Annotated in this window: 14 protein-coding genes; 10 read left to right on the top strand and 4 right to left on the bottom strand. The window is 70.9% G+C overall.

Annotated elements, in window-relative coordinates; all coding sequences use genetic code 11:
• The first annotated feature begins 28 nt into the window (after nucleotides 1-28).
• Nucleotides 29-1,366 (top strand): NCS2 family permease, encoded by a 1,338-nt coding sequence (locus ACW9J6_RS25260; protein ID WP_457115225.1) that lies wholly within the window; start codon nucleotides 29-31, stop codon nucleotides 1,364-1,366.
• Entirely contained in the window at nucleotides 1,356-2,699 is a 1,344-nt protein-coding gene (guaD, locus tag ACW9J6_RS25255) for a guanine deaminase (protein ID WP_457115226.1), read from the top strand. Before ACW9J6_RS25260 ends, guaD begins: the two co-directional genes overlap by 11 nt.
• A 269-nt stretch (nucleotides 2,700-2,968) precedes the next feature.
• Here guaD and otnK read toward each other — a convergent pair whose 3' ends face one another.
• From otnK to ltnD, 3 genes are read right to left on the bottom strand one after another with little or no spacing between them, the layout of a single operon-like run.
• Nucleotides 2,969-4,240 (bottom strand): 3-oxo-tetronate kinase, encoded by a 1,272-nt coding sequence (gene otnK / locus ACW9J6_RS25250; protein ID WP_457115227.1) that lies wholly within the window; start codon nucleotides 4,238-4,240, stop codon nucleotides 2,969-2,971.
• The gene (gene otnI, locus ACW9J6_RS25245; RefSeq protein WP_457115228.1) at nucleotides 4,237-5,019 is read right to left on the bottom strand and encodes a 2-oxo-tetronate isomerase; all 783 of its coding nucleotides are present in this window, start codon (nucleotides 5,017-5,019) and stop codon (nucleotides 4,237-4,239) included. Before otnI ends, otnK begins: the two co-directional genes overlap by 4 nt.
• Nucleotides 5,020-5,042: 23 nt before the next feature.
• A complete protein-coding gene (gene ltnD, locus ACW9J6_RS25240) occupies nucleotides 5,043-5,942 on the bottom strand; it encodes an L-threonate dehydrogenase (protein WP_457115229.1) in 900 nt (299 codons plus the stop codon).
• A gap of 269 nt (nucleotides 5,943-6,211) precedes the next feature.
• Here ltnD and ACW9J6_RS25235 point away from each other — a divergent pair, with 269 nt between their 5' ends.
• Together ACW9J6_RS25235 and otnC are read left to right on the top strand one after the other, a co-directional pair.
• Nucleotides 6,212-7,258 carry a LacI family DNA-binding transcriptional regulator gene (locus ACW9J6_RS25235; protein ID WP_457115230.1) on the top strand — a complete coding sequence of 349 codons (1,047 nt, stop codon included), beginning with the start codon at nucleotides 6,212-6,214 and terminating at the stop codon, nucleotides 7,256-7,258.
• A 13-nt stretch (nucleotides 7,259-7,271) separates the two neighbouring features.
• The gene (gene otnC, locus ACW9J6_RS25230) at nucleotides 7,272-7,943 is read left to right on the top strand and encodes a 3-oxo-tetronate 4-phosphate decarboxylase (RefSeq protein WP_457115231.1); all 672 of its coding nucleotides are present in this window, start codon (nucleotides 7,272-7,274) and stop codon (nucleotides 7,941-7,943) included.
• A gap of 7 nt (nucleotides 7,944-7,950) precedes the next feature.
• Here otnC and ACW9J6_RS25225 read toward each other — a convergent pair whose 3' ends face one another.
• A complete protein-coding gene (locus tag ACW9J6_RS25225) occupies nucleotides 7,951-8,427 on the bottom strand; it encodes a GNAT family N-acetyltransferase (protein WP_457115232.1) in 477 nt (158 codons plus the stop codon).
• A gap of 78 nt (nucleotides 8,428-8,505) precedes the next feature.
• Between ACW9J6_RS25225 and ACW9J6_RS25220 the strand changes: the two genes are divergently transcribed.
• The 6 genes from ACW9J6_RS25220 to ACW9J6_RS25195 all read left to right on the top strand — a co-directional run bounded on the left by ACW9J6_RS25220 (nucleotide 8,506) and on the right by ACW9J6_RS25195 (nucleotide 15,614).
• Nucleotides 8,506-8,643, top strand: coding sequence for a hypothetical protein (locus ACW9J6_RS25220; protein ID WP_457115233.1), 138 nt, complete (start codon nucleotides 8,506-8,508; stop codon nucleotides 8,641-8,643).
• Nucleotides 8,644-9,157: 514 nt separating this feature from the next.
• Nucleotides 9,158-10,951, top strand: a complete 1,794-nt coding sequence (locus ACW9J6_RS25215) for an acyl-CoA dehydrogenase C-terminal domain-containing protein (protein ID WP_457115234.1) — start codon at nucleotides 9,158-9,160, stop codon at nucleotides 10,949-10,951.
• A 25-nt stretch (nucleotides 10,952-10,976) separates the two neighbouring features.
• Entirely contained in the window at nucleotides 10,977-11,156 is a 180-nt protein-coding gene (locus ACW9J6_RS25210; protein ID WP_457115235.1) for a hypothetical protein, read from the top strand.
• An 81-nt stretch (nucleotides 11,157-11,237) separates the two neighbouring features.
• On the top strand, nucleotides 11,238-12,446 hold the full coding sequence (locus ACW9J6_RS25205; RefSeq protein ID WP_457115236.1) for an acetyl-CoA C-acetyltransferase: 1,209 nt from the start codon (nucleotides 11,238-11,240) through the stop codon (nucleotides 12,444-12,446).
• A gap of 433 nt (nucleotides 12,447-12,879) precedes the next feature.
• Nucleotides 12,880-13,356, top strand: coding sequence for a hypothetical protein (locus tag ACW9J6_RS25200; protein WP_457115237.1), 477 nt, complete (start codon nucleotides 12,880-12,882; stop codon nucleotides 13,354-13,356).
• A gap of 56 nt (nucleotides 13,357-13,412) precedes the next feature.
• The gene (locus ACW9J6_RS25195) at nucleotides 13,413-15,614 is read left to right on the top strand and encodes a 3-hydroxyacyl-CoA dehydrogenase NAD-binding domain-containing protein (RefSeq protein ID WP_457115238.1); all 2,202 of its coding nucleotides are present in this window, start codon (nucleotides 13,413-13,415) and stop codon (nucleotides 15,612-15,614) included.
• Nucleotides 15,615-15,764 lie beyond the last annotated feature (150 nt).

The raw sequence follows: 15,764 nt of genomic DNA, 5'->3' as shown, positions 1-15,764 counted from the left end.
GGCCAATCGGTGTGGGTGTGAGGAACGGATGGACGCGAAGCGCGACTCAGACATCACGGCGCCCTGCCTCCTGGAGCGCCTGTTCGCGTTGCGGGAGCACGGCACCGATCCGCGCACCGAACTCCTCGCCGGGCTCACCACCTTCCTGACGATGGCCTACATCGTCTTCATCAACCCAAGCATCCTGGGCGATGCCGGCATGCCCAAGGGCGCCGTATTCGTGGCGACCTGCCTGGTAGCAGCGATCGGCTCGCTGATCATGGGGCTCTTCGCCAATTACCCGATCGCGCTCGCCCCCGGCATGGGCCTCAACGCCTATTTCGCCTACGTCGTCGTGCTGCAGATGGGCTTCACCTGGCAGGCGGCGCTCGGGGCGGTGTTCATCTCGGGGGTTTGCTTCCTCGTCGTGACGCTCACCGGCCTGCGCCGCCTCATCGTCGAGGGCATCCCCCGCGCGATGCGGATCGCCATCACGGTCGGGATCGGGCTGTTCCTGGCCCTCATCGCGCTTCGCAACGCCGGCGTGGTCGCGGCGAGTCCGGCGACCTTCGTGACCCTCGGCGACCTGCACCGGCCGGGCACCGTCCTGGCGATGCTCGGCTTCCTCGCCGTGGCGGTGCTGTCGGTGCGGGAGGTGAAGGGGGCGTTGCTGATCAGCATCCTGGTTGTGACCGTCCTCAGCTTCCACCTTGCCGGGAACACCTATCAGGGCTTGGTGTCGCTGCCGCCCTCGATGGCCCCGACGCTGTTCGCCCTCGATTTGCGGGGGGCACTGGCGGGCGGGCTCCTCAACATCGTACTGGTGCTGTTCCTCGTCGAGTTGTTCGACGCCACCGGCACGCTGATGGGCGTGGCGAGCCGGGCGGGCCTCCTCACCGCGGGACGCATGGCGCGCCTCGACCGGGCGCTCGTCGCCGACAGCTTCGCGATCTTCCTCGGCTCCCTCCTCGGCACGTCGAGCACCACGGCCTACCTCGAGAGCGCGACCGGCGTCGCCGAGGGCGGTCGGACAGGCCTCACCGCGGTGACCGTGGCCGTCCTGTTCCTGGCCTGCCTGTTCTTCGCGCCGCTCGCCGGCGCGGTACCGCCCTACGCGACGGCGCCGGCCCTGTTCTACGTCGCCTGCCTGATGCTGCGGGATCTCGTCGACCTCGACTGGGACGACATCACCGAGGTGATTCCGGCCTGCGTCACCGCGCTCCTGATGCCCTTCACCTCTTCGATCGCCAACGGCGTGTCCTTCGGCTTCCTCACCTACGCGGCGCTGAAGCTGCTCACCGGGCGCGGCCGCGAGGTGAAGCCGATCGTCTGGGGCATCGCGGCCCTGTTCCTGTTCAAAGTCGTGGAGGTGGGCGGTGGACACTGACGGTGCGGTTACGGCGGTCCGCGGGCAGGCGGTCAGCTTCTCCGGCAACCCCTTCCTCGCCGCGCCGCGCGACTGCTTCGTGCATCACCCGGACGCGCTGATCCTGATCGCGCAGGGGCGGATCCGGTCGGTGAGCGCCTACGACCCGGCCCTGGTGCCGCCCGGCGTGACGCCCGTGCACTACGAGAACGCGCTGATCAGCGCGGGCTTCGTGGACACGCACGTGCATTACCCGCAGATCGGCATGGTCGGCGCCTACGGCGAGCAGCTCCTCGCCTGGCTCGACCGCTACACCTTCCCGGAGGAGCGCCGCTTCGCGGACCCGGCCCACGCGGCTACCGCGGCCCGGGTCTTCCTGCGCGAGATCCTGCGGGCCGGCACGACCACGGCCGCGGTCTACTGCACGGTGCATCCGCACTCGGTCGAGGCCTTCTTCGCCGAATCGGCGCGGTTCAACACCCGCATGATCGCCGGGAAGGTCCTGATGGATACGCACGCCCCGGAGGATCTGCGCGACACGCCCGAGCGCGGCTACGCGGAGAGCCTGGCGCTGATCCGGCGCTGGCACGGAAGCGGCCGCCAGCATTACGCCGTCACGCCGCGCTACGCGGGAAGCTGCAGCCCGGCGCAGCTCGAGGCGGCCGGCGCGCTCCTGCGCCAGGACGACAGCCTCTTCCTGCAGACCCATCTCAGCGAGAGCCCCGCCGAGGTCGCCTGGGTGCTCGACCTGTTCCCGGGCCGGGCGAGCTACCTCGACGTCTACGCGCAGGCCGGGCTCGTGCGGCCCCGCGCGGTGTTCGGCCACGGCATCCACGTGAGCGAGGCGGAGTTCTGCACCTGCCACGCCACCGGCGCGGCCCTGGCCCATTGCCCGACCTCAAACCTGTTCCTCGGCTCCGGCCTGTTTCGGCTGTTCGACGCCCTCGATCCGCGCCGCCCGGTCCGGGTCGGGATCGGCACCGATCTCGGCGCCGGGACGAGCTTCTCGGCCCTGCGCACGCTCGGCGAGGCCTACAAGGTGGCGGCCCTGCGGGGGACCCCGCTCGACTCGCTGCGGGCCTTCTACCTCGCGACGCTGGGCGGCGCCGCGGCCCTTCACCTCGACGACCGGATCGGCGGGATCGCGCCGGGTCACGACGCGGACCTCTGCGTGCTCGCCCTCGACGCGACCCCCTTCCTCGCCTTCCGGACGGCGCGCTGCGAGAGCATCGAGGAGTTGATGTTCGTGCTGATGACGCTCGGCGACGAGCGCGCCGTGCGGGCGACCTGGGTCGCCGGGGAATGCGTCTACGACGCCGCGCGGGCGGAGCCGTTCCGCTACGCCGGCGGGTAGCCGGACGGCCTTGGAGCTTGCAACCTCCTCATGCGGAGGTGCTGGCGCAGCCAGCCTCGGAGCACCCCTGAAGGTTCGTCCAAGAGGATGGCGCCTCGGACTGGGTGTTCAGGGGTGCTTCGAGGCCGCCGGCGGCGGCACCTTAGCATGAGGAGATATGTTGGCTCCCAATCAGCGGGATCCAGTGCGATGGGGTACCATCGCATCACGGGTGGAACTGTCCGAGCAGAAGGTGGACATCGCGGCCCGCGGCGACGCTAGAGATCCGCTTACGGCATCAGCTTCAGCGCGTCGGAGAAGAAGTCCCGCCCGCCGAAATTCCCGGATTTCAGGGCGAGCCGCATCGGCCGGTCGACCGTGTCGAGCACCGGGACGCCGGGCGCGATCTCGGGTCCGACGCGGAAGGCCGTGATGCCGAGCGCGTCGACCACGGCGCCGGAGGTCTCGCCGCCCGCGACGACGAGGCGGCGCAGGCCCCCGCGGAGCACCAGGCCCTCCGCGATGCGAGCCATCGCCGTCTCGATGGCGTGCCCGGCCGCCTCCCGCCCGTGGCGGGCCTGGAGCGCGGCGACCGCTTCCGGGCCGGCGCTCGACGCAATCAGGACGGGGCCGGCGGCGAGGCGCTGGCCGGCCCAAGCGAGGGCCGCCTCGACCTCGTCGTCGCCCGCCATCAGCCGCTCGGCGTCGAGGCGGCGCACCGGCATCACCGCTTCGGCGGCGGCGATCTGGGCGAGGGTCGCCTGCGAGCAGCTGCCCGCGAGGCAGGCGGCCGGTCCCCCGACCGGCTCGCCGCGCGCCGCATCGGCGGCGGTCGCCGGGACGCGCCCGCTCGCGACCAGCGCCCGCGCGAGGCCGAGCCCGAGGCCCGAGGCGCCGGTCGAGACCGGATCGGCGAGGCAGGCCTCCCCGAGGGTGGTGAGGTCGGCCTCGAACACCGCATCGGCGATCGCCGCCCCCTTGCCCTCGGCCGCGAGGACGGCGAGGCGCGCGCGGACCGCTTCCGGCCCCGCCGCCACGGTGGCGAGGTCGACGAGGCCGACCGGCGCGCGGCTCTGCCGGGCGAGGACCCGCACGAGGTTCGAATCCCGCATCGGGTTGAGCGGGTGGTCCTTGAGCGGGCTCTCGTGCAGCGGGACGGCGCCGACGAAGAGGTGGCCCTGGTAGACCGTGCGGCCCGTCTCCGGGAAGGCCGGCGTGACGAGGACGATCCCCGCATCGGCATCGGCGCGCAGCGCGTCGGTGACCGGGCCGATATTCCCCGCGTCGGTGGAATCGAAGGTCGAGCAAACCTTGAACATCACGTGGCCGGCGCCGCGGGCGCGCAGCCAGCGCTCGGCCTCGCGGGAGCGCGCCACCGCCTCGTCGGCGGCGATCGAGCGGCTCTTGAGCGCGACCACCACCGCGTCGACATCCGGCAGGGCGAGACCGGGATCCGGCACTCCGATGGTCTGGACCGTGCGCAGGCCGGCCCGGGTCAGCGTGTTCGCGAGGTCGGACGCGCCCGTGTAGTCGTCGGCCACGCAGCCGAGGGAGAGGGTCATGGCTGGGCTCCCCGGTAGGGCGCGAACCAGCCGAGACCCGCCTCGGTCCCGGCCTTGGGGTTGTACTCGCATCCGACGAAGCCGTCGTAGCCGAGGCGATCGAGTTCTGCGAACAGGAAGGCGTCGTTCATCTCGCCGGTGCCGGGCTCGTGGCGGTCGGGCACGCTCGCGGTCTGCACGTGGCCGACGAGCGGCATCAGGGCGCGCAGCCGCGTGGTCACGTCGCCGTGCAGGATCTGGCAGTGGTAGAGGTCGAACTGGAGCTTGAGGTTCGGGAGCGCGAGGTCGCGGATCAGGTCCGCCGCGTAGCCGAAATCGTTCAGGAAGTAGCCCGGCATGTTGCGGGCGTTGATCGGCTCCAGCACGACGTCGAGGCCCTCGCGGGCGAGGCGCTCGACGGTCCAGGCGACGGCGCGCCGGTAGGCCTCCCGCGCCGCCGGGTCCGCCCGGTCCGCCATGCCGGCCATCAGGTGGAGGCGGCGCACCCCGGTCTGCGCCGCGTAGGCGAGCGCGGTCTCGACCCCCGCCTTGAGCTCCGCGAAGCGGTCGGGCAGGGCCGCCAGCCCGCGCTCGCCTGCGGCCCAGTCCCCGGGCGGCAGGTTGAACAGGGCCTGGGTGAGGCCGTGGCGGCGCAGGCGCTCACCGATCGCCTCGGGCGGGTGGTCGTAGGGGAAAAGGAACTCCACGGCCGTGAAGCCCGCCCCGGCCGCCGCGGCGAAGCGGTCGAGGAAAGGATGTTCGGTGAACATCAGCGTGAGGTTGGCGGCGAAGCGCGGCATGGTCTCCTCCCGTGCGCGGCGCGTCAGGGCAGCGCGGTGCCGGTGACCCGGGCATAGAGGCGGGCCACCGAGGAATCGTCGTCGCGCCCCATGCCGGCTGCGGAGGTCATCAGGAACATCTGCAGGGCGGCCGCGGCCACCGGGACCGGGAAGCGCTGCGCCCGCGCCATGTCCTGCACGATGCCGAGATCCTTCACGAAAATCTCGACCGCACTGCGCGGCGCGTAATCGCCGGTGAGGACCCGCGGCATGCGGTTCTCGAACATCCAGGAATTGCCCGCCGAGGCGGTGATGACCTCGTAGACCTTGTTCAGGTCGAGCCCCTGCCGGGCCGCGAAGGCCATGGCCTCGCTCGCCGCGGCGATGTGCACGCCGGCCAGCAGCTGGTTGATCATCTTGAAGGCGGCGCCCTGCCCGGCCGCGTCGCCGAGTTCGTAGAGGGTGGCCGCCATGGCGTCGAGGGCCGGCCGCGCCCGGGCGAAGGCCTCGGCGCTGCCGGAGGCCAGGATCGTCAGGGCGCCTTCCGCGGCGCGCTGGGCGCCGCCGCTGATCGGCGCATCGAGATAGTGCCGCCCCTGCGCTTCCAGGCGGGCCGCGAGGCGCCGCGCCACGTCCGGGTCCATCGTGGCGCAGGAGACGAAGACGCCGCCCTCCGGCATCGCCGCCGCGACGCCGCCCTCGCCGAACAGCACGCCTTCCGTCTGGGCGGCGTTCACGACGACGCAGACGACAACCTGCGCCCCCGCGGCGGCCTCCGCCGGGCTCGCGGCACTCCGTCCCCCCTCGGCCGCGAGGCGGGAGACGCGCTCGCCGTCGAGGTCGAAACCCGCCACGTCGAGGCCGGCGCGACGCAGCGACTGCGCCATGCCGTAGCCCATGGAGCCCAGGCCGATCACGGCGGCACGGACAGACCCTGCGGTCATCGCGGCATTCCCTCCCTGTGGCGCCGTCTCACCCCGGGGACGGGTCCCCGAGACGCGACGCTTGCTGCACTCTGGCACGACGGCCCGCGAGGTCGAACCCCACCATCGTCCGCACCGGTCGGCCAAGGCATAACAAGCTCTGGCAGCGCTGCCAATCTGCGGTTGCGGAACACGCGCCGCCGCGTTGAGCGGGACCTGAAGTCGTGACATCGTAGCGGACCGGCTGGCGGAAGGGGGGCCTTCGACGCCGTCCCGGGCGGGGAGGAACCATGCAGGATGTCGACGGGCCCGACGGGCCCGCGGCGGCCCCGCCGGGCCGCGACGCGATCCCGCGCCGGGCCGTGACGCTGGCCGACGTGGCCCGCGAGGCGCGGGTCGGGGAGAGCACGGTCTCGCGGGTGCTGCGCAGCCACGGCTCCTTCTCGGAGCGCACCCGCGCCCAGGTCGAGGCGGCTGTGGCGCGCCTCGGCTACGTGCCGAACAGGATCGCCGGCACCCTCGCCTCGACCGGGTCGCGCCTGATCGGGATCGTGATCCCGTCGCTCACCAACATCGTGTTCCCGGACGTCCTGCGCGGGGCGACGGGCGCTCTCGACGCCGAGGGGTTCCAATCGGTCATCGCTGTGACGGATTACGACGACGACCGCGAGGAGGATCTCGTCGCCTCGCTGCTCAGCTGGCGTCCGGCCGGCCTGCTCGTGACCGGGCTCGAGCACACGCCCGGGACCCTGCGGCGGCTCGCCGCCAGCGGCGTGCGGGTGGCGGAGCTCCTCGACGTGGACGGCGCCGGGATCGACATCGTGGTCGGCTACTCGAACCGCGCGGCGGGCGAGGCCAGCGCCCGCTACCTCGTGGCGCGGGGCTATCGGCGCATCGGCTATCTCGGCCACGATCTCGACCGGGACCGGCGCGCGGGCAAGCGCTACGCGGGGTTCCGCACGGCCCTCGGCGAGGCGGGGCTCGCGCTCCACGCGGAGGAGCGGATCACCGCGCCGTCCTCCGTGGAGGCGGGGCGGCACGGCCTCTCGGCGCTGCTCGCGCGGGCGCCGGACTGCGAGGCGGTGTACTTCTCCAACGACGACATGGCGCTCGGGGGCTACTTCCACTGCCTCGCGGCGGGGCTGACGGTGCCGGACCGCCTCGCCCTGTTCGGCTATAACGGGCTCGATGTCGGGCGGCTGATGCCGCAGCCGCTGACCACGATCCGCACGCCGCGCGTGGAGGCGGGCGCGACCGCCGCGCGCCTCCTCTGCGCGGACGCGCCCGCGACCGTGGTCGATCTCGGGTTCGAACTGATCGTCGGGGCGACGGCGTGAGGAAGGGAGCGCGATGAGCGAGAGCGGGTTTCGGGAGTCGATCTGCCGCTTCGGCCGCTCGCTGTTCGAGCGCGGGCTGACGCCGGGCTCGTCGGGCAACATCTCGCTGCGGCTCGACGACGGCGGCTGGCTGGTCACGCCGACCAACGCCTCGCTCGGCTTCCTCGATCCGGCGCGGATCTCCCGCCTCGACCGGGACGGCCGCCTGCTCTCGGGCGACCCCCCGACGAAGGAGATCCCGCTGCACGGGGCGCTCTACGAGTCGCGCGGCGGCGCCCGCGCCATCGTGCACCTGCACTCGACCCACGCGGTGGCGGTCTCGATGCTTCCGGAAATCGACCCGCGGGCCGTGCTGCCGCCGCTCACCGCCTACAGCCTGATGCGGGCGGGCGCGGTGGCCCTGGTGCCCTATTACCGCCCGGGCGATCCGGCGGTGGCCGATGCCATCCGGGGCCTCGCGGGGGCCTATTCCTCGGTGCTGCTCGCCAATCACGGGCCGGTGGTGGCGGGCGAGACGCTGGAAGCGGCGGTCTTCGCCACCGAGGAGCTGGAGGAGACCGCCAAGCTCTACCTGCTCCTGCGCAACCTCAACCCGCGCCATCTGACGCCCGCGCAGGTGCAGGATCTGGTTCGGCATTTCGGGCTCACGCTGCCCGAGCACCACGACCATCCCGCCCATTCATGAATGCGGCTCAGGGCGCGGCGGGCAGGTCGCGCCGCATCAGCACGTAGTCCTTGCCGTGGCTCCGGACGCTCTCGACCGTGATCCACTCGGCCCTGGCATAGATGCGCTCCGCGGTCCGGGTGTAGAGCCATAGCGTGGAGAACCCGGCCTCCCTCGCGCGCGCTTCGACCGCCGCGACGAGGCGGCCCGCATGGCCCTGGCGGCGCGCCTCGGGCACGACGTAGACGCCCGCGAGCCAGGGGGTGAGGTCGGGCCGCTGATCGAGATCGCGGGCGGCCAGTGCCGCCATGCCGACCGGCGTGCCGCTGTCGAGGAGGACGAGCACGCGCGGCATCGGCGGTGGGGCCGCCGCGCCCGCCCTCTCCGCCGCCAGCACCTCGTCGAGGGACCGGCCGCGCTTGCCGAAGAATTCCTGCCAGCGCCATCGCCCGGTGATCTCGGCAAGGTCGCGGCGGTCGGCGGTGCAGACGATGGCAGGGGTCACGGGACGGCTCTCGGGGTCATGAACGGGCCGGCGTGGGGTTCGCTTACCACGCGAGGTGGGGCGAAGGATCGGGCGCCGATGACGCAGGGTCTCTTGCGGTTGTCCTGCGATCGAAGAGGATTATTCATGCGGCAAATGGATCGTTTAGCTATTTATCCGGCAATATCAGAGAAAAATTACTATTTTGCCGCCAGTGCCACCGGTCATCACAAATGAAGTCATTCTGCCGTCGACTGCTCGGTGTCGACTAGCCAATTCGCTCTTCGTTGTTGATGCGCGATCCCCTCTGCCTCGCACGCGCGCTGCTGTCTGAGGAAATCAGAGGCTACTTTTCGGGAGCTTTGGTTTCTTAAAAGTGCCATTTCAACAGAAAACTACGCCATATCAGCTCGCGCGGGATCCCCTCTCCCGAGTGGGAGAGGGGAGAAGTGCTTCGCGTTTTCTCTGGACAGCTGTGCCGCCGGTGGAGAATTTTGCGCCTCGTCTCGAGAAGCGTGAATGAAGAAGCCCGCACGCGCGATGGATTCCCCGATTCGGCATCCCGGGCACCGGGCCGCTTGCCATGGCGGTCCCATCGCGGCGGACGTGAATGGCGGGCCCCTGTCCCAGAGGGAACCCCCTTCCCCACCGTCCACACCCCCTCCCCCCTTTCCCCCGGCCTCGAGATAGTTTACATGTGAACCATCTCGCGGCGGCACAGCCGTGGAGGGATCGAGGGAGACGAGGGGCCATGCCGAGCTACAAGGCGCCCGTGGAGGACGTCCTGTTCCTCCTCAACGACGTATTCGGGTACGAGCGCTACAGCAACCTGCCGGGCTTCTCGGACGCGACGCCGGACGTGGTCGAGGCGATCCTGGCCGAGGGCGCGAAGCTCTGCGAGGAGGTGCTGACGCCCCTCAACCTTCCCGGCGACGCGGAGGGCTGCACCCGTCATCCGGACGGCCGCGTCACCACCCCGAAGGGCTTCAAGGCGGCCTACGAGGCGTTCGCGAGCGGCGGCTGGAACGGGCTGTCGATGCCCGTCGCGTTCGGCGGCCAGGGCCTGCCCGCCACGATCAACAGCGTGATCCAGGAATTCATCTCCTCGGCCAACATCGCCTTCGGGATGTATCCGGGGCTGACCCAGGGTGCGATGGCGGCCCTGCTGGTGCACGGCTCGGAGGAGCAGAAGCGGACCTACCTCCCGAAGATGATCGAGGGGGTGTGGACCGGCACCATGAACCTCACCGAGCCGCATTGCGGCACGGATCTCGGGCTGCTGAAGACCCGCGCCGTGCCGAACCCGGACGGCTCCTACGCGATCACCGGCACCAAGATCTTCATCTCGGCCGGCGAGCACGACCTGTCGGAGAACATCGTCCACCTGGTGCTGGCCCGGATCGAGGGCGCGCCGGCGGGCACGAAGGGCATCTCGCTCTTCGTGGTGCCGAAGGTGCTGGTCAACGCGGACGGCTCCCTCGGCGCGCGCAACGGGGTGTCCTGCGGCTCGATCGAGCACAAGATGGGCATCCACGCCAACGCCACCTGCGTGATGAACTACGACGGCGCGACGGGCTGGCTCGTCGGCGAGGCCAATCGCGGCCTCAACGCCATGTTCGTGATGATGAACGAGGCGCGGCTGGCGGTCGGCATCCAGGGGCTCGCCCTGTCCGAGGTCGCCTACCAGAACGCCGTCGCCTACGCGAAGGACCGGCTGCAGGGCCGTGCGCTCACCGGGCCGAAGGCGCCCGAGAAGCCCGCCGACCCGATCATCGTCCACCCGGACGTGCGCCGCACGCTGCTCACGATCCGGGCCTTAAACGAGGCCGGCCGCGCCCTCGTGCTCTGGACCGCCCTGCAGGCGGACGTGGCGCACCGCTCCGGCGACCCGGCGGAGCGGCAGGCCGCCGACGACCACATGGGCCTGATGACTCCGGTGGTGAAGGGTGTCCTCACCGACCGCGGCTTCGCCAATGCGGTCGACGCCCAGCAGATGTTCGGAGGGCACGGCTACATCGAGGAATGGGGGATGTCGCAGTTCGTGCGCGACGCCCGCATCGCCCAGATCTACGAGGGCGCCAACGGCATCCAGGCCATGGACCTCGTCGGCCGCAAGCTGCCGCGCGACGGCGGCCGGGCGATGATGCGGTTCCTCCAGGAGGTCGAGACCTTCTGCAAGGAGAACGGCGCCGACGAGACCCTCAAGACCTTCACCGGCCCCCTCGCCAAGTCGGTGGGCGACCTCCAGAAGGCCACGATGTGGCTGATGCAGAACGCCATGGCCAGGCCCGACAATGCGGGCGCGGCCGCCACCGACTACATGCACCTGCTGGGCCTCGTGGCGATGGGCTACATGTGGGGCCGGATCGCCAAGGCGGCCTCCGCCCGCAAGGCCGAAGGCAACGGCGACGCGGCCCGGATGGAGGCCAAGCTCGCCACCGGCCGCTTCTACATGGAGCGACTCCTGCCCGAGACCGGCACCCGCCTCGCCCGCATCTCGGCCGGCGCGGACACCGTCATGGCGGTGCCGGCGGAGATGTTCTAGCCTGGAGCAAGCCCGGAGCGCCGCGATGGCCGAACCCGAGACCCTGGTTCTGGAGCACCTGGGCGCGATCCGCGCTTCGGTCGACCGGCTTGAGCAACGCGCGGATCGCCTGGAAAGCCGCGGCGAGGCCCGCTTCGGCGCGATCGAAGATCGCCTCGACGGCCGCGAGACGCGCATCGTCCGGCTCGAAGCCGATCCCATCTGAGCGGGCTGCCCGCCGGCCCGCCCTGTCCTCCGCCGCGCGGCCCCATCCCGCGCGGCCCGCCCTCTCCCGGGAAGAAACGCCATGCCCGACGCCTATATCTACGACCACGTCCGCACCCCGCGCGGCCGCGGCAAGACCGACGGTTCGCTGCACGAGGTCACGGCGCTTCGCCTCGCCGAGACGGCTTTGCGCGCGCTCAAGGACCGCAACGGCCTCGACAAGGCCGCGGTCGACGATGTGGTGCTCGGCTGCGTCGACCCGGTCGGCGAGGCGGGCGGCGACATCGCCCGCGCGGCCGCCCTCGTGGCCGATTACGGGGACCACGTGCCGGGCGTGCAGATCAACCGCTTCTGCGCCTCCGGCCTCGACGCCGTGAACTTCGCCGCCGCCCAGGTGATGAGCGGCCAGCACGACTTGACGGTCGGGGGCGGCGTCGAGTCGATGAGCCGCATCGGGCTCGGCGCCTCGGGCGGCGCGTGGCCGGTCGATCCCGCCATCGCGGTGAAGTCCTACTTCATGCCGCAGGGCGTCTCGGCCGACCTGATCGCCACCAAGTACGGCTTCTCCCGCGATGCCTGCGACGCCTACGCGGTGGAATCGCAGAAGCGGGCCGCCCGCTCCTGGGACGAGGGCCGCTTCGCCAAGGCCGTCGTTCCGGTCAAGGACGTCAACGGGCTCACGATCCTCGACCGCGACGAGCATATGCGGCCGGGCACCGACATGCAGACGCTGGGCGCCCTCAAGCCCTCCTTCGCCCAGATGGCCCAGATGGGCGGCTTCGAGGCGGTGGCGATCGCCGCCCATCCGGACGTCGAGGCCCTCGACCATGTCCACCACCCGGGCAATTCCTCCGGCATCGTCGACGGCGCCGCTGCCGTGCTGATCGGCTCGCAGGAGGTCGGGTCGGCGGCGGGCCTCAAGCCGCGGGCGCGCATCCGGGCCTTCGCCAATATCGGCTCGGACCCGGCGCTCATGCTCACCGGGCCGGTCGACGTGACCCGCAAGGTGCTCAAGCGCGCCGGCATGAGCCTCGCCGACATCGACCTGATCGAGATCAACGAGGCCTTCGCCTCGGTGGTGCTGCGCTTCCAGCAGGCCTTCGACCTCGATCCGGCCAAGGTGAACGTGAATGGCGGCGCCATCGCGATGGGCCACCCGCTCGGCGCCACCGGCGCGATGATCCTGGGCACCGTGCTCGACGAGTTGGAGCGGACCGGCAAGACGACGGCGCTGGTCACGCTCTGCATCGGCGCCGGCATGGGCACCGCAACGATCATCGAGCGGGTGTGAGGCGCCGAGCGGCGTGACCCCTCCCCCACAGCGGCACGCCCGTCCGGAGGAGATCCACACATTCGACGAAAGCGCGCTCGTCGACGACAAAAACGTTTTCTAACAGTAGCTTACGAAGATCCCAGAATGGCGCGGGATCCCCTCTCCCGCGTGGGAGAGGGGTAGGGGTGAGGGTGGCTAGGTCTCACCACGAACTATGAACCGTCGAGCTGCCAGCGGCACGGCCCAGTCTTCTTGCTGAGGCCGAGCCACCCTCACCCCCGGCCCCTCTCCCACTCGGGAGAGGGGAGAGGCGCCTCACTCTTCTCCGGACAATCGTGCCGCAGGGCGGGTGACGCTTTGCGCGGCCCCTGTCCGAAGGAGGTGCTTGACGCTGGCGCGCGGGCCGGGCCTTCGGTCCGCGGCCACGCAAGGCCCCGATCAGGAAACGCTCATGACGAAGTCCCTTCCCCTCCTCGCCCTCGCGCTGGCCCTGGCCGCTCCGGCGGCTCGCGCCGACGACCGCGTCGCGCTCGCCCGCACCATCGTCGAGCGCACGGTGGTCAGGAATCTCGGCCTCGCCTTCCGGCAGGCCGAGGAGCGCACGCTGGCCTCGGTCACCAAGGAGCAGGCCGACACGATGCGGCCCGACCTCGACAAGGGCTTCGAGCAGGAGCGCGCCAAGCTCCTCGACGATCTGTCGAAGGAATACGCCCAGAAGTTCAGCGACGACGAGCTGAAGCAGCTCGCCAAGATCTACGACGACCCGGTCTACCAGAAGTTCCAGGCCCTCAACGCCGACCCGAACTCCCTGGTCTCCAGCATCACCAAGGATGCGGTGACCCGGATGATGAACATGCTGACGCTCGCGACCCTGTCGCAGCAGCAGCCTCAACAGCCGGGTGCCGCCCCGGCCCCGCAGAAGCCCTGACCGGGGTGCCTCCCGCGCCCGGCGCGGGAGGCCCCGGACCAAGAGAGGACGCCCCGATGGACCTCACGCATTTCCGCTTCGAGACCGATTCCGACGGCATCGCGCTCGCGACCTGGGACAGCCCCGGCCGCTCGATGAACGTCATCACCCCCGAGGTGATGGCGGAACTCGACCGGATCATCGACGCGGTCGCGGGCGATGCCGCGATCAAGGGCTGCGTGATCACCTCGGGCAAGGAGGCCTTCTCGGGCGGCGCCGACCTGACCATACTCCAGCAGGTGGGCGCCGAGTATGCGCGGCTCACCAAGGAGCGCGGCGAGGAGGAGGCGATGCGCTTCTTCTTCGACGAGACCCGGCGCCTGTCCCTGCTCTTCCGCAAGCTCGAGACCTGCGGCAAGCCCTTCGCGGCGGCGGTGCACGGCACCTGCCTCGGGGGCGCCTTCGAACTCGCCCTCGCCTGCCACCACCGGGTCCTGTCGGACGACGACAAGACCCGGGTCGGGCTGCCCGAGATCAAGGTCGGGCTCTTCCCGGGCGCCGGCGGGACCCAGCGCGTCGCTCGGCTGATGCAGACCGGCGACGCCCTGCAGATGCTGTTCAAGGGCGACCAAATCCGGCCGCTGATGGCCCGCAACATGGGCCTCGTCCAGGCCGTGGCCAAGCGCGAGGCGATCGTCGACGAGGCCAAGGCCTGGATCCGCAACGGCGGCTCGGCCGTCGCCCCCTGGGATCAGCCCAAGTTCAAGGCGCCGTCGGGCAAGGTCTACTCACCGGCCGGGATGATGACCTGGCCGCCCGCCAACGCCATCTACCGCCGCGAGACGCACGACAACTATCCGGCCGCGAAGGCGATCCTGCAATCCGTCTACGAGGGACTGCAGCTGCCGATGGATCTCGCGCTCAAGGTCGAGAGCCGCTACTTCGCCAAGATCCTGCGCTCGCCGGAAGCCGCGGCGATGATCCGCTCGCTCTTCGTCTCGATGGGCGAACTGAACAAGGGCGCCCGCCGTCCGGCCTCGGTCGGGCCGGTGAGCCTGAAGCGGGTGGGCGTCGTCGGGGCGGGCTTCATGGGAGCGGGCATCGCCTACGTGTCGGCGAATGCCGGCCTCGAGGTCGTGCTGATCGACCAGAGCGCCGAGGCGGCGGAGAAGGGCAAGGCCTACTCGCACAAGCTCGTCTCCGACCAGATCATGAAGGGCCGCGCCAAGACCGCGGACCGCGACGCGCTGCTCGCCCGCATCACCGCCACCACGGATTACGCCGCCCTCGCCGCGTGCGACCTCGTGATCGAGGCGGTGTTCGAGGATCCGAAGGTCAAGGCCGAGGTCATCGCCAAGGTCGAGGCCGCGATCCGTCCCGAGACGATCTTCGCCTCGAACACCTCGACCCTTCCGATCAGCGGCCTCGCCAAGACCTCGTCGCGTCCCGATCAGTTCATCGGCATCCACTTCTTCTCGCCGGTCGAGAAGATGTTGCTCGTCGAGATCATCATGGGCAAGGAGACCGGCGAGCGGGCGCTCGCGACCGCCCTCGACTACGTGCGGGCGATCAAGAAGACGCCGATCGTGGTCAACGACGCGCGCGGCTTCTTCGCCAACCGCTGCGTCGGCGCCTACATCCTGGAGGGCCACCTGATGCTGGCCGAGGGCGTGCCGGCCGCGATGATCGAGAATGCCGGGCGGCAGGCCGGCATGCCGGTCGGCCCCCTCTCCCTCAACGACGAGGTCGGCGTCGATCTCGGCCTCAAGATCCTCAAGGCCACCAAGGCGCAGGTCGGCGAGGCGGCCGTGAACGCCGATCAGGAGCGCATCCTCACCGCCCTCGTCGAGCGCGAGGGCCGGCTCGGGCGCAAGAACCGCAAGGGCTTCTACGATTATCCGGAGAGCGGGCCGAAGCGCCTCTGGCCCGGCCTCGCGGAGATCGCGGGCAAACGCCAGGATCCGGACGCGGTCGACTTCCAGGAGCTGAAGCACCGGCTCCTCGTGGCCCAGGCGGTCGAGGCCGCGCGGGTCTACGGCGAGGGCGTGGTGACCGACCCGCGCGAGGCGGATGTCGGCTCGATCCTCGGCTTCGGCTTCGCGCCCTACACGGGCGGCGTCCTCTCCTTCATCGACGGGATGGGCGCGCGGCGTTTCGTGGAGCTGTGCCGCTCCCTCGAAGCCAAGCATGGTCCCCGCTTCGCTCCGCCGGAGAGCCTCCTCGCCATGGCGGAGACCGGCGAGCGCTTCTACGGCCGCCCGGCCAAGCAGGCGGCGTGACCCGGCGGCCGCGGCGGCGCGCTGGATCGCCGCCGCGGTCCCCAATCCCTCCCGGCCCCGGCCGCTCGACTGCGCGGTGGCTCGGGCCGGTGGGTCACGACTGGTCCGAAACTTCAGAATGTCGGACGTATATTTCCGCAATCGCGGCGC

It is taken from the genome of Methylobacterium sp. JK268 (assembly GCF_054052225.1).
This window is presented reverse-complemented; position numbering and strand designations above follow the sequence as displayed.

What these genes read in the sequence shown, in the direction of transcription:
- ACW9J6_RS25260 (WP_457115225.1), top strand. Translation starts at nt 29, where the DNA reads ATGGACGCGAAGCGCGACTCAGACATCACGGCGCCCTGCCTCCTGGAG.
- otnK (WP_457115227.1), bottom strand. Translation starts at nt 4,240, where the DNA reads ATGACCCTCTCCCTCGGCTGCGTGGCCGACGACTACACGGGCGCGTCC.
- otnI (WP_457115228.1), bottom strand. Translation starts at nt 5,019, where the DNA reads ATGCCGCGCTTCGCCGCCAACCTCACGCTGATGTTCACCGAACATCCT.
- ltnD (WP_457115229.1), bottom strand. Translation starts at nt 5,942, where the DNA reads ATGACCGCAGGGTCTGTCCGTGCCGCCGTGATCGGCCTGGGCTCCATG.
- ACW9J6_RS25235 (WP_457115230.1), top strand. Translation starts at nt 6,212, where the DNA reads ATGCAGGATGTCGACGGGCCCGACGGGCCCGCGGCGGCCCCGCCGGGC.
- otnC (WP_457115231.1), top strand. Translation starts at nt 7,272, where the DNA reads ATGAGCGAGAGCGGGTTTCGGGAGTCGATCTGCCGCTTCGGCCGCTCG.
- ACW9J6_RS25220 (WP_457115233.1), top strand. Translation starts at nt 8,506, where the DNA reads ATGACGCAGGGTCTCTTGCGGTTGTCCTGCGATCGAAGAGGATTATTC.
- ACW9J6_RS25215 (WP_457115234.1), top strand. Translation starts at nt 9,158, where the DNA reads ATGCCGAGCTACAAGGCGCCCGTGGAGGACGTCCTGTTCCTCCTCAAC.
- ACW9J6_RS25210 (WP_457115235.1), top strand. Translation starts at nt 10,977, where the DNA reads ATGGCCGAACCCGAGACCCTGGTTCTGGAGCACCTGGGCGCGATCCGC.
- ACW9J6_RS25205 (WP_457115236.1), top strand. Translation starts at nt 11,238, where the DNA reads ATGCCCGACGCCTATATCTACGACCACGTCCGCACCCCGCGCGGCCGC.
- ACW9J6_RS25200 (WP_457115237.1), top strand. Translation starts at nt 12,880, where the DNA reads ATGACGAAGTCCCTTCCCCTCCTCGCCCTCGCGCTGGCCCTGGCCGCT.
- ACW9J6_RS25195 (WP_457115238.1), top strand. Translation starts at nt 13,413, where the DNA reads ATGGACCTCACGCATTTCCGCTTCGAGACCGATTCCGACGGCATCGCG.